The organism is Nocardia sp. CA-129566, from assembly GCF_050956075.1.
Taxonomy (GTDB): domain Bacteria; phylum Actinomycetota; class Actinomycetes; order Mycobacteriales; family Mycobacteriaceae; genus Nocardia.
Genome location: NZ_CP192085.1, coordinates 7270490 through 7282383, shown reverse-complemented (window position 1 = coordinate 7282383; position 11894 = coordinate 7270490). Strand labels below are relative to the sequence as shown.

Genomic DNA, 11894 nt, shown 5'->3' with positions numbered 1-11894 from the left:
CGACCGTACGTTCGTATTTGCAAGAGCCGAATGGAAGAATGTGGTCATGGCCGAGTCGACGAGCACCCCTGAGCAGGACCAACGCTTGGCGAAGGGTGCGCGATCGCGGGCATCGATCGCCAGACGCGCCGCCGATCTCGCCTCCGTCGAGGGGCTGACCGGCCTGAGTATCGGCAGGCTGGCCACCGATCTCGGCATCAGCAAGAGCGGCATCGCCACCCTGTTCGGCACCAAGGAGGCGCTGCAGGTGGCGGCGGTGAAGTCCGCCCGTGCGGCCTTCATCGAGCGCGTCATCGTTCCCGCCATGAACGAACCCGGTGGCCTGACCCGCCTGCGCGCTCTCATGGACCGCTGGTTCGACCACATCACCGACCCGACCTTCCCCGGCGGCTGCTTCCGCGTCGCCACCATTGCCGAGTTCGACAGCAAACCGGGCCCTGTCCGCGACGTCATTGCCGAAGACCACGCCGACTGGCTCACCTTCCTGGCCAAACAGATTCGCCACGCCCAAGACGAGGGGCACCTCACCGGCCGCACCCCCGACGCGGTTGCCTTCGAACTGGACGCCCTGCTCAGTGCCGCCAATACTGCTCAGCAGATGGGCGATGACCGCGGCGTTACTACCGCACGCGCCATTGTCGACGGCCTGCTCGCCTGAAGCGCAATAGCTTTGCGGTGCAACCGATTACCAGCGCATTCGCCGGGGCCGGGTCAGGATCGACGGATATCGCGCGGGGTGGCGCCGAAGTGGCAGCGGAAGGCGGTGCTGAAGGAGCTGGCGGAGTTGAATCCGAGTCCAGCGGCGACGGTGGCGATGGACCAGTGGCGGTATGCCGGATTTCGCAGCCGGGCGTAGGCGATTCGCAGGCGTTCTTCCCTGATGAGTTCGCGCGGCGTGGTGCCGCCGTGTTGCAGCGCGAGTTGAACCTGGCGCAGCGACCAGCCGAGGGCGCGGGCGACGGCGACCGGGGTCAGTTCGGGGTCGTGGGCATGGGTGCGAATGTAGTGGCGGACTCGGGATTCCACATCGGTGAGATGACTGTGTTCGGTGGGGTAGTCGCCGACGATATGCATGCACAGCAGCTCGACCAGCCGCTCGGATACCGCGTCGAACTGATGCGGGGTGAGGGTGTCGCGCTCGGCGACCAAGCCGGTGGCGAGGTCGGCGACCACGCGTCCGAGCCCCGAGGTGAGGTCCACCAGCGGTGCGGGTGGTGCGGCGCGGCTGAGGCGGTGGTCGACCTCACCTCTCGGGATGGTCATGGTCAGGCCCTCGGTGCCGTCGACCTGGGTGAATGCGAATGGTTGATCGATGGTCACCAGGGCGCCGATACCGGGCGGCATGGGTACGTGCTGGTCGTCCTGCCAGATGGTGACGTGTCCGGTCGTCGGCAGCATCAGGCGGTAGTCCCCGTCGGCGTCTTCGCGCACATGTCCGGCAGTGCGGTAGTAGGTGACGGCATCGGCGTGCCAGCCGACGATCTGGTAATTGTCCGTGCGGCGCAGCGCCACCCGCCCTTGGAAGTCGCATCGACGGGGGAATGCGTACCCCACGCGTCGGCGGTGGCACAACTGGATCAGTTCGCTCCAGTAGTCGGTGCGCTCATGGGGCGCGACGGCGCTGGTGGCGGCGGTCTCGATGAGGTCGATTCCATCTTTCATCGGCATCGTCTCCCGCCCATCGCGATCCATCGGTGCGCCAGATACCGGTTGGTCTGGTGCCTCCATAGAGTTGGCTCGCCCCGCTACGCGCTAAACGTGGTGCAGGACACCGACGACGTTGCGCTGGGCGACAACTTTGCTGCGCTCACCGGCAATCGGCGCCCGCCGACCGCCCCTAGCATCGTGATCTCACGATCACAGCAATAGAGGAGTTCTGCGTGAGCAACGCACTGAAGATTGTCGCGTCCGGTGTGGCCGCGGCCGGAATTGCCACCGGGGCGGCGTTTTTCGTTCCCGGTACCGCTGCGGCGGCGACGTATGGCAATCAATGCGGTGCCGGATACAACGTGATCGATACCCACGATCTGCGGGGCGGCACGATCTTCCTCACCTATAACGGCGAGAAGAACTGCGTGGTCACCGTGCGGGACCAGCCCGGTGCCGCGATGCGCATGGCGGCCGGATTGGAATTGTCCGAAGGCAAGAAGGACGTGACCATCGACGAGGGTCAGTTCACCGAATACGCGGGTCCGGTTTATGTTTCGGCGAAGGGTCGCTGCATCGACTGGGGCGGAATCATCGGCGACGACAAGTGGCAGATCTTCAACGTGCACTGCCAGTGAGCCACTGATTTCTGGAAAGGTCATCATGCGCAAAACGAATAGGCTCCTGGCGGGAATCGCCATTGCCGCCGCCTCGATCGGAGGCACCGTCGCGACCGCCGCCACCGCCTCCGCCGAACGCGGCGAAAGCGGTTGCTTCTCTTACTCGTACGAGCCCGGAACCTTCACAACCACCGTCTACTACCACAACCGCTGCGGAGTAACTCGCAAACTCACCATCTACCGCCAAAGCAACTCGCCCTGCAACGACGACAAGATCGAGCTCTACGTCGACGGCGGTGCGAAGGGCGATGAGGTGGTCCGCTGCGGCGATATCACCCAAGTGATCGGTGAGTGACCCGACTCGCACTCCGGAACGCGGGCGGCGTCAGCAGTTCGACGCCGCCCGCGGTCGGCCAGCACCCTGCCGCCTGCTCAGGCAGACAGCGCCAGGTCGTTCGCGATCGCGGCATCGTAGCGATCCCACACTACGTCGGTGAGCGCCGGATGCGGCCCGATAACGTCCGCGTGGACGAGCTCGGCCGCTGCGGCGATGAGGCGATCGGTGAGAAGTCCGGGTGCGAGGAACCAGGGTGCGACGAGCACGCGATCGGCCCCGCGCGCGTGCAGTCGAGAAATCGCCTGTGTGACAGTCGGTTCGGTGGTTGCAAAGCAGATCTCGGTGCGCCATCCGGTCAACGCGGCGAGTCGGCGGGCAACCTCGGCCGTGCGCGCGTTTGCCGCCGAGGACGACGACCCCACCGCTGCGACGGCGATCCCGATCCGGTCGTTGCGACCGAACGCTTGCCCACCGGGGATGCGATCGGTGTCGCCATCGCGCTCGACTATCGCGTCGAGCACGCGATCCCGCAGTGCCTCGATCAGCTGCGGATCCGGTCCGAGCACATCGGCTTGCGTCAGGCGCAGCTGCGGGTGGCGGGCACGGGCGGCAGCGAGTATTCCGGGCAGGTCTACCCGGGCGTGGAAGGCATTGCCGAGCAGCAGCGGAGCCACCACCGCATGTGTATATCGCTGTGCGGCAACGGCATCCACGACCTGTTCCACTGAGGGCGCATTCAGGTCCAGGAAGGCCGGTCGGACGTCGAGATCGGGCCTGGCCGCTGCGATGTCCGCGACCACGGCCGACATCGTCTCGGCCGAGCGCGGATCACGACTGCCGTGCGCAACGGCGATCAATACGGGCCGTTCGGTGCCGCCGTCCGACCCGGACTGGAGCAGTTCGAGCTCCGCCCACATCGATCGAGCGCTCGGCAACCGAGCAATCGAACCGATTTCGCCGGGCGAATTCACCTCAGGCACCGACCTCGACGGCGGTCAGCACATCGCCGACCAGACCGGCGGCCAGGGTATTGCCACCGGCCGGGTCGATGAGCAGGAAGCTGCCGGTGTGCCGGTTGACGCGGTAGTCATCGGCCGCGATGGGTTCGGCGACGCGCACCGAGATCCGGCCGATATCGTTGAGCTCCAACGACTCCGGATTCGCTGCCGCGGTCAGGTTCTGCTCGTCGAACCGCTCGACGAGCGCGCCGACAATGGCCTGCGTGGTGCGCGTGCCGTGCTTGAGCAGCAGACGCGCGCCGGGACGCAGCGGCTTATCGCCGAGCCAGCAGACGGTCGCGTCGAACGAGTCGATCGGCTCCGGGGCGTCGGTGGGCGAGGCGATGATGTCACCGCGCGAGATGTCCACATCGTCGGCCAGGATCAGCGTCACGCTGCGGCCCACCTGCGCGACGGCGAGCTCACCGTCGGGTGTATCGACGCGCTCGACGGTGGAGCGAATTCCGGAGGGCAGCACCACGATCTCATCGCCGGGCGAAACCGAGCCCGCCGCGATCTGGCCCGCATAGCCGCGGTAGTCCGGATATTCGGCGGTGCGCGGCCGGATCACGTACTGCACCGGAAAGCGCAGGCCGATCGCGTGCGCGCCCGAGCTGTCGGCATCGACGGGCACCGATTCCAGGTGCTCGATCAGCGACGGCCCGTCGTAGTACGGGGTGTTCTCCGAACGCGACGCGATATTGTCGCCGTGCAGCGCGGAGACCGGAATCTCCAGCACATCCTCGCTCGACCAGCCGAGAGTGCTGGTGAGCGTGTTGAATTCGGCCGAGATCTGCGCGAAGACGGTCGCCGGATCGTCCACCAGGTCGATCTTGTTGACCGCGAGCACGAGCTTGGGCACGCCGAGCAGTGCGAGCACCGCGGCATGCCGACGGGTCTGCTCGATGACGCCCTTGCGCGCGTCGACGAGCAGGATCACCAGCTGCGCCGTGGACGCGCCGGAGACGGTATTGCGGGTGTACTGCACATGCCCGGGGGTGTCCGCGAGCACGAAGGACCGCTTGGGCGTTGCGAAGTAGCGGTAGGCGACATCGATGGTGATGCCCTGTTCGCGTTCCGCGCGCAGCCCGTCGACGAGCAGCGAAAGATCCGGTGTGGCAAGGCCCTTGTCGACCGAGGCGCGGGTGACGGCGTCGATCTGGTCGGCCAGTACGGATTTCGTGTCGTAGAGCAGCCGTCCGACCAGGGTGGACTTACCGTCGTCGACAGAACCGGCGGTGGCCAGCCTCAATAGGTCGGACATATCAGAAATAACCCTCTCGTTTGCGGTCTTCCATTGCGGCCTCGGACACTCGGTCGTCGCTCACCCCGGATTCGACACTGTGCGCTGCGTTCGGTCCGGTGAGTGGCTCGGAACGCATCAGAAGTAGCCTTCTCGTTTGCGGTCTTCCATTGCGGCCTCGGACACTCGGTCGTCGCTCACCCCGGATTCGACACTGTGCGCCGCGTTCGGTCCGGTGAGTGGCTCGGAACGCATCAGAAGTAGCCTTCTCGTTTGCGGTCTTCCATTGCGGCCTCGGACACTCGGTCGTCGCTCACCCCGGATTCGACACTGTGCGCCGCGTTCGGTCCGGTGAGTGGCTCGGAACGCATCAGAAGTAGCCTTCTCGTTTGCGGTCTTCCATTGCGGCCTCGGACACTCGGTCGTCGCTCACCCCGGATTCGACACTGTGCGCCGCGTTCGGTGCGGTGAGTGGCTCGGAACGCATCAGAAGTAGCCTTCTCGTTTGCGGTCTTCCATTGCGGCCTCGGACACTCGGTCGTCGCCACGGGTCGCGCCGCGTTCGGTCAAACGGGACGCGGCCACTTCGGCGAGAATCGCCTCGTTATCGGCCGCATCGGAAAGAATTGCGCCGGTGGAGGATCCGTCGCCGACGGTGCGGTAGCGCACCGAACGGGTCTGCAACACCTCACCGTCGCGCGGACCGCCCCAGACGCCGGGCGTCATCCACATGCCGTCACGCTGGTACACCGGACGCTCGTGCGAGTAGTAGATGCTCGCCAGATCGACATCCTCGCGGGCGATGTAGCGCCAGATATCGAGTTCGGTCCAGTTGCTCAGCGGGAATACCCGCACATGCTCGCCCGGAGCGTGCTTGCCGTTGTACAGGTTCCACAGCTCGGGCCGCTGCCGCTTCGGATCCCACTGCCCGAAGGCGTTGCGCAGCGAGAAGATTCGTTCCTTGGCGCGCGAACGCTCCTCATCGCGGCGGCCGCCGCCGAAGACCGCGTCGAAGCGGTGTTCGGCGATGCCGTCCAGCAGCGGAACGGTCTGCAGCGGATTGCGGATACCGTCCGGGCGCTCGGTCAGGCGACCGTCGGCGAGGTAGTCCTCGACCTTCGCGACATGCAGTCGCAGGCCGTACTTCTCGACCACCTTGTCGCGGAACTCCAGCACCTCGGGCAGATTGTGCCCGGTGTCGACGTGCAGCAGCGCGAACGGCAGCGGCGCGGGCCAGAAGGCCTTGAGCGCCAGATGCAGCAGCACCGTGGAATCCTTGCCGCCGGAGAACAGGATCACCGGCCGCTCGAATTCGCCCGCCACCTCGCGGAAGATGTGGATCGACTCCGATTCGAGCGCCGCGAGGGTGTCGAAATCGGTGATGCCGAGGGAACGTGTGCTGATGGTTTCGGTCATGACTGATGCAACCCGCATTCGGTCTTGGCGAGGCCGGCCCAGCGGCCGCTTCGCGGATCGGATCCCGGCTCCGGCTTCCGTGTGCACGGAGCGCAGCCGATGGACGGATATCCCTCCTCCACCAGGGGATTGACGAGGATGCCGTGCTGTTCGATATAGGCCTGCATCTCGTCGTCGGACCAGGCGGCGATCGGGTTGATCTTCACCAGTCCGAACGCCTCGTCGAACGAGATGAGCGGGGCGTTGGCCCGGGTCGGGGCCTCCACGCGGCGGATGCCGGTGACCCAGGCGTTGTAACCGACGAGCGAGCGCTTCAGCGGCACAACCTTGCGCAACCGGCAGCATTCAGCGGCATCACGCGCGAACAAATCCTTGCCGAGCAGCTGATCCTGTTCGGCCACAGTATTTTCCGGCCGCACGTTGATCACGTTCACCCCGTACACGGCCTCCACCGCATCGCGGGTGCCGATGGTCTCGGCGAAGTGGTAGCCGGTGTCCAGGAACAGCACGTCCACACCCGAACGCACTTGGGCGGCAAGGTGAACCAGCACACCGTCCTGCATATTCGAGGCGACGATGTAGCCGGTGCCGAAGGTGTCCTCGGTCCATCGCAGCAGCTGCGCCGCCGAAGCGTCGGGTCCGAGTTCGGCCGCGCCTTTTTCGGCGATCGCCCGCAATTCTTCTTCGGACAGCTTCGCGGGCAGGTCCGCCGTTACTTGATCTGTTGTCACGCTTGATCTCCCGTTCACCTGAGGTCGGCCTCGTCGGCGCGAACAGCCCACTGAGCGAACCGTTCGCCGTCCTCGCGGTGCTTGATGAAGTTGCGCACCACCCGCTCGATGTAGTCGCCGAGTTCGTTGGTGGTCACCTTGTGCTGACGCAACTTTCGACCGAAGGCGCTGTCGAAGCCGAGGCTGCCACCGAGGTGAACCTGGAAACCCTCGACATGATTCCCGGAGCCATCGTCGATCAGCTGACCCTTGAAGCCGATATCGGCGATCTGCGAGCGCGCGCAGGAGTTCGGGCAGCCATTGATATTGATGGTCACCGGAACATCGAGCTGCGCATTGAGATCCGCGAGCCGTTCCTCCAACTCCGGCACCAGCGCCTGGGACCGTTTGCGGGTCTCGGCGAAGGACAGTTTGCAGAATTCGATGCCGGAGCAGGCCATCAGGTTCCGGCGCCACAGCGACGGACGTGCCTGCAGGCCAAGGGGTTCCAGCTCGTCGATCAGCGCGTCGACCTTATCGTCGGCGATATCGAGCACGATCAGCTTCTGGTAAGGGGTGAACCTGATCCGATCCGAGCCGTACTTCTCCACCGCCTCGGCGACCTTGGTCAGCACGGTGCCCGACACGCGGCCCGCGATGGGGGAGAAGCCGACCGCGTTGAGCCCGTTGCGCAGCTTCTGCACGCCGACGTGATCGATCGGCTTCTTCGGCTGCTCCGGCGCGGGACCGTCGATCAGCTTGCGCCCGAGATACTCGTCCTCGAGCACCTGACGGAACTTCTCGATGCCCCAGTCCTTGATCAGGAACTTCAGCCGTGCCTTGGTGCGCAGGCGACGGTAGCCGTAATCGCGGAACACCGAGACGACGGCCTCCCACACATCGGGCACCTCCGCCAGCGGCACCCACACGCCGACGCGCTGGGCCAGCATCGGATTCGTCGACAGACCGCCGCCGACCCACAGGTCCAGACCGGGGCCGTGCTCCGGGTGATTCACCCCGACGAACGCGACGTCATTGATCTCGTGCACCACATCCTGCTGGCCCGAGATCGCGGTCTTGAACTTGCGCGGCAGGTTGGAGTACTCCTTCTTGCCGATGTAGCGGCGCACGATCTCATCGATCGCGGGCGTCGGATCGATGATCTCGTTCAGCGATTCACCGGCCAGCGGCGAACCGAGCACCACGCGCGGGCAGTCGCCGCACGCTTCGGTGGTCTCGAGCCCGACGCCTTCGATCCGCTTCCAGATCTCGGGGACGTTCTCGACCTCGATCCAGTGGTACTGGACGTTCTCGCGGTCCGACAGGTCGGCGGTATCGCGAGCGAACTCGGTGGAGATCTGGCCCAAGGTCCTCAGCTGCGCGACATTCAACGCGCCCCCATCGCAGCGGATGCGCATCATGAAGTACCTGGCCTCGAGAATGTCGATGTTCTCGTCGCCGGTCCAGGTGCCGTCGTAGCCCTGTTCGCGCTGGGTGTAGAGACCCCACCAGCGGAACCGGCCGCGCAGATCGCCCTTGTCGATGCTGTCGAAACCCTGTTTGGAATAGATGTTCTCGATCCGGGCCCGGACATTGAGCGGGTTGTCGTCCTTCTTGGACTGCTCGTTCGGGTTCAGCGGCTCGCGGTAGCCGAGCGCCCACTGGCCCTCGGCCTTGCGGCGCACCGGCTTACCGGTGCGGACACGCGGGCCGGTCGGCGCCTCGCTGCGGGGACGGTCCGGGCGGACGCGCCGCTCGGAGGCCGGACGCTGCGGGCGCGCGTGCGGCCCGGAACCGGGCTGATCCGTGTGACCGGCGTCGGTGCTCGACGTCATGGGGGTCGCTCCTGCTGGGTGGGGGTACATCCGTGCTGAGGGCGTGAGGGTCTGACTCACGCCTGCGGTGTCAGCGGGCCGATGTCCGTCGAAATCGGGAGATGACCGGGAAATCCGGGAATGGGCGCCGCTGAGCTACCGGGAGGAACCGGGCAGACAGCAGGCGCTGCACACGCGCTTGTAGTCGACGTGGCGACGTGCCACAAGTCGTACTCCAGATCCGCGCATGCGCCTATTGTGCCATGTCAGGATGGCCGTTCCGACCGCGAGGCCGTATTTCCCGCGAAATCTAGGGAAATTCCCTGGACCGTGGGTGTCGATTGTGATGGCGGTCATAGTTAGTGGGCTGAATGCGTCGCATGATTCGTCATGATCACCGTCGGTGACCCGTCTCACGGCAGCTTGACCTCGAGCTACCTCGAGGTTGCACGCTCTGTGTCATGAGTACTACAGCCGCCGCCACCGATACCGACCTCGACGCGATCCGCGAGGTCGTCGCCACCGTCCAGCACGCACAGCAGAACGAACTCGTCGACGAATTCGTCGGCCTGTTCCGCGAAGACGCGATCTGGACCACCGGGGGCGGTAAGCGGCTGTTCGGCCGCGCGGCCATCGCCGAATTCACCGCGCAGGTGCTGCCGGGTGCGATGCGCGGCGGCACCGCGACCTACGAGGTCGAACATGTGCTGTTCATCCGCCCGGATGTCGCCGCGGTCAAGGTGGTCCAGCGGTATTTCGACGGTGACGGTCAACTGTCCGGGCAGGGGTCGCCGATGTACGTCATGTCGAAGGAGGACGGGCGCTGGCTGCTGACGGCCAACCAGAACACCGTGGTCGCTGATTGAACCCGCTCGCAACAGCCCGGGGAGTCGCAGTCACCGAAGCAATACCGATTACTGAACAGGGCTGGTTTCAACCCTGCTGGTGTCGAGAACGTAGGACCAGCGCGCTCGCTGAGCGTTCCGGCAGTTGAGCCAGGAATCCCCCGCCGTCAGCTTCAGGCGGGGGAGGGATCAAACTGGTGGGGTGAGTTCCGCCGCCCCGATCGAAGCCGAGACGCCCGCCCTGGTGCTGCGCGACTTCGGCGGCGGACCCTTCGGTATCTACATCCACGTGCCGTTCTGTGCGACACGCTGCGGATATTGCGATTTCAACACCTACACCGCGGGCGAGTTGGGCACGTCGGCATCGCCGCAGTCCTGGCTCGAGGCGCTGCGCGGTGAGTTGGCGACGGCGGCCGACGAGTTCGCGCAGCTGCCGACCGCGACGCCCGAGGTGGCGACGATATTCGTCGGTGGTGGCACGCCGTCGCTGCTCGGCGGTGACGGTCTGTCGGCCGTGCTGGACGCGGTGCGCACGAACTTCACCCTCGCCGCAGATGCCGAGGTGACCACCGAATCCAATCCGGAGTCGACCGCACCGCAGTTCTTCGAACGCATCCGCGCGGCCGGATTCACCCGGGTCTCGCTCGGCATGCAATCCGCGGCCCAACACGTGCTGAAGGTGCTGGATCGGACCCACACGCCGGGCCGTGCCGTGGCCGCGGCGAAAGAGGCGCGCGCCGCCGGATTCGACCATGTGAACCTGGACCTGATCTACGGCACCCCTGGCGAGCGCGACAGCGATCTCGACGCGAGTTTGGACGCGGTGCTGAGCGCTGGCGTGGACCACGTCTCGGCGTACTCGCTCATCGTCGAGGACGGCACCGCCATGGCGCGCCGCGTCCGCCGCGGTGAACTGCCCGCCCCCGATGACGATGTGCTCGCCGCCCGGTACGAGCGCATCGACTCCCGGCTCCGCGCGGCGGGCCTGACCTGGTACGAGGTATCCAATTGGGCCGCAAGCGATGCCGCCCGCTGCCGCCACAACCTCGGCTACTGGGACGGCGGTGACTGGCTCGGCGCCGGCCCCGGCGCACACAGTCATGTCGGTGGTGTGCGCTGGTGGAATGTCAAACACCCGGCGCGCTATGCCGATACGGTCGCTCGCGGCGGACTGCCCGCGGCCGGCTGGGAAACCCTCACCGCCGACGAACAGCACACCGAACGCGTCATGCTCACCGTCCGCCTGCGCACCGGCCTACCACTGAACGAGCTGGCCCCGGCGGAATCCGCCGCAGCGAACCGAATCATCGCCGACGGTTTGGCAATTCGCTCGGGCGAGCGGTTGATCCTCACCGACCGCGGCCGTCTGCTCGCCGACGGCGTCGTCCGAGACCTACTGACCTGAGCGGACATCCGCATCTATCGCTGCGGACAGGATGATCACCCAGACTGCACCGGCCTTGATGACGATTCGGCCGATGCTGCCCTGTAGGTCTGCCTCGCCCGATCCGAATCGCCCGCAGTCATTCTCAGGGTGCAACAGGGCGTTGTCTATTTGTCGCCGAGAACGGTGGCGAACTTTTCGGCCACGCCGCGAACCTGATCGCACGACGAGGGGGCCGGAGTCGATCCGGGGATGGCACTGAGGACGATCTCCAAGACTCCATCGGTCGAGGATATTGCCGCATTACAAAAATTGGGGAATGCATCATCAGTGAAGAGCACAGCCGGGCGGCCATCGACGGGATCTCTGTTTATTACCGTGTGGTGGCTGGAAGTGGCTGCCTCGGCGATGGGAGTGTTCTTCGACCTGACTATGACATCGCCGGTAACTTCACCACCGGCATTTTTTGGACGTTCGAAAGAACAGCCGATAACTACCACATCTCCGGTTACGAGATCGCTTCGCGTGCGGGTTTTCGGATCGAATCCAGCGCTGGTCACCATGGCATCATCAATTTCGAAGCAAGGATCGAAGCGGACCGGATTCTTGATGCCTTCGGGCTGTTTCGGCGCCGGAGGAATCTCTCCTGCCTTGGTGGTCAGCGAGGACGGTGAAGGCGAGGATCGGCTTGTGCCGCGATCATCCGCGTCGTCGTTCGCGCATGCGGTTAACAGTCCGATTGTGACCAGCATGCATCCGGCGGTGAGGGATCTGTTCATCACTGAGAAACTCCTGCTGCTTTGCGATTCGGTATGCCAAGAAGCGCTCGGGCAGCGAGGAGTATGCCACCTGCGCGGGCGAGTTTCATAGCGGTACCTTT

At 65.4% G+C, this 11894-nt stretch carries 13 protein-coding genes; 5 read left to right on the top strand and 8 right to left on the bottom strand.

Features of this window, described 5'->3' with window-relative positions:
- Positions 1-46: 46 nt before the first annotated feature.
- Entirely contained in the window at positions 47-658 is a 612-nt protein-coding gene (locus tag ACQP0C_RS32215; RefSeq protein WP_433726105.1) for a TetR/AcrR family transcriptional regulator, read from the top strand.
- Positions 659-711: 53 nt separating this feature from the next.
- Here ACQP0C_RS32215 and ACQP0C_RS32210 read toward each other — a convergent pair whose 3' ends face one another.
- Positions 712-1662: a helix-turn-helix domain-containing protein gene (locus ACQP0C_RS32210; RefSeq protein ID WP_433726103.1), complete on the bottom strand. Its 951-nt coding sequence runs from the start codon at positions 1660-1662 to the stop codon at positions 712-714.
- 218 nt (positions 1663-1880) lie between these two features.
- Here ACQP0C_RS32210 and ACQP0C_RS32205 point away from each other — a divergent pair, with 218 nt between their 5' ends.
- Together ACQP0C_RS32205 and ACQP0C_RS32200 are read left to right on the top strand one after the other, a co-directional pair.
- Complete coding sequence (locus ACQP0C_RS32205; protein ID WP_433726101.1) at positions 1881-2285, top strand: hypothetical protein; 405 nt, start codon at positions 1881-1883, stop codon at positions 2283-2285.
- A 25-nt stretch (positions 2286-2310) separates the two neighbouring features.
- Positions 2311-2622 carry a hypothetical protein gene (locus tag ACQP0C_RS32200; RefSeq protein WP_433726099.1) on the top strand — a complete coding sequence of 104 codons (312 nt, stop codon included), beginning with the start codon at positions 2311-2313 and terminating at the stop codon, positions 2620-2622.
- A gap of 77 nt (positions 2623-2699) precedes the next feature.
- On the opposite strand, the gene ACQP0C_RS32195 is transcribed toward ACQP0C_RS32200, so the two are convergent.
- From ACQP0C_RS32195 to ACQP0C_RS32170, 6 genes are all read right to left on the bottom strand, one after another.
- Positions 2700-3521: a sirohydrochlorin chelatase gene (locus ACQP0C_RS32195; protein ID WP_433726097.1), complete on the bottom strand. Its 822-nt coding sequence runs from the start codon at positions 3519-3521 to the stop codon at positions 2700-2702.
- A gap of 55 nt (positions 3522-3576) precedes the next feature.
- Entirely contained in the window at positions 3577-4866 is a 1290-nt protein-coding gene (locus ACQP0C_RS32190) for a sulfate adenylyltransferase subunit 1 (protein ID WP_433726095.1), read from the bottom strand.
- A gap of 465 nt (positions 4867-5331) precedes the next feature.
- Positions 5332-6261 (bottom strand): sulfate adenylyltransferase subunit CysD, encoded by a 930-nt coding sequence (cysD, locus tag ACQP0C_RS32185; RefSeq protein ID WP_433726093.1) that lies wholly within the window; start codon positions 6259-6261, stop codon positions 5332-5334.
- Positions 6258-6992: a phosphoadenylyl-sulfate reductase gene (locus ACQP0C_RS32180; protein ID WP_433726091.1), complete on the bottom strand. Its 735-nt coding sequence runs from the start codon at positions 6990-6992 to the stop codon at positions 6258-6260. The genes cysD and ACQP0C_RS32180 overlap by 4 nt, the downstream gene beginning before the upstream one ends.
- 14 nt (positions 6993-7006) lie before the next feature.
- Positions 7007-8806 (bottom strand): nitrite/sulfite reductase, encoded by a 1800-nt coding sequence (locus tag ACQP0C_RS32175; RefSeq protein WP_433726089.1) that lies wholly within the window; start codon positions 8804-8806, stop codon positions 7007-7009.
- A gap of 135 nt (positions 8807-8941) precedes the next feature.
- Positions 8942-9034: an Ms4527A family Cys-rich leader peptide gene (locus tag ACQP0C_RS32170; RefSeq protein ID WP_354952854.1), complete on the bottom strand. Its 93-nt coding sequence runs from the start codon at positions 9032-9034 to the stop codon at positions 8942-8944.
- A 212-nt stretch (positions 9035-9246) separates the two neighbouring features.
- On the opposite strand from ACQP0C_RS32170, the gene ACQP0C_RS32165 reads away from it, so the two are divergent.
- Entirely contained in the window at positions 9247-9651 is a 405-nt protein-coding gene (locus ACQP0C_RS32165) for an SgcJ/EcaC family oxidoreductase (protein ID WP_433726087.1), read from the top strand.
- A 181-nt stretch (positions 9652-9832) separates the two neighbouring features.
- Entirely contained in the window at positions 9833-11035 is a 1203-nt protein-coding gene (gene hemW / locus ACQP0C_RS32160; RefSeq protein ID WP_433726085.1) for a radical SAM family heme chaperone HemW, read from the top strand.
- Between the two features lie 146 nt (positions 11036-11181).
- Here hemW and ACQP0C_RS32155 read toward each other — a convergent pair whose 3' ends face one another.
- Positions 11182-11793, bottom strand: coding sequence for a DUF3558 domain-containing protein (locus ACQP0C_RS32155; RefSeq protein ID WP_433726084.1), 612 nt, complete (start codon positions 11791-11793; stop codon positions 11182-11184).
- Between the last annotated feature and the right edge of the window lie 101 nt (positions 11794-11894).

Coding starts and splice junctions, on each gene's coding strand:
- ACQP0C_RS32215 (WP_433726105.1), top strand. CDS start 47: ATGGCCGAGTCGACGAGCACCCCTGAGCAGGACCAACGCTTGGCGAAG.
- ACQP0C_RS32210 (WP_433726103.1), bottom strand. CDS start 1,662: ATGAAAGATGGAATCGACCTCATCGAGACCGCCGCCACCAGCGCCGTC.
- ACQP0C_RS32200 (WP_433726099.1), top strand. CDS start 2,311: ATGCGCAAAACGAATAGGCTCCTGGCGGGAATCGCCATTGCCGCCGCC.
- ACQP0C_RS32195 (WP_433726097.1), bottom strand. CDS start 3,521: ATGTGGGCGGAGCTCGAACTGCTCCAGTCCGGGTCGGACGGCGGCACC.
- ACQP0C_RS32190 (WP_433726095.1), bottom strand. CDS start 4,866: ATGTCCGACCTATTGAGGCTGGCCACCGCCGGTTCTGTCGACGACGGT.
- cysD (WP_433726093.1), bottom strand. CDS start 6,261: ATGACCGAAACCATCAGCACACGTTCCCTCGGCATCACCGATTTCGAC.
- ACQP0C_RS32175 (WP_433726089.1), bottom strand. CDS start 8,806: ATGACGTCGAGCACCGACGCCGGTCACACGGATCAGCCCGGTTCCGGG.
- ACQP0C_RS32170 (WP_354952854.1), bottom strand. CDS start 9,034: ATGCGCGGATCTGGAGTACGACTTGTGGCACGTCGCCACGTCGACTAC.
- ACQP0C_RS32165 (WP_433726087.1), top strand. CDS start 9,247: ATGAGTACTACAGCCGCCGCCACCGATACCGACCTCGACGCGATCCGC.
- ACQP0C_RS32155 (WP_433726084.1), bottom strand. CDS start 11,793: ATGAACAGATCCCTCACCGCCGGATGCATGCTGGTCACAATCGGACTG.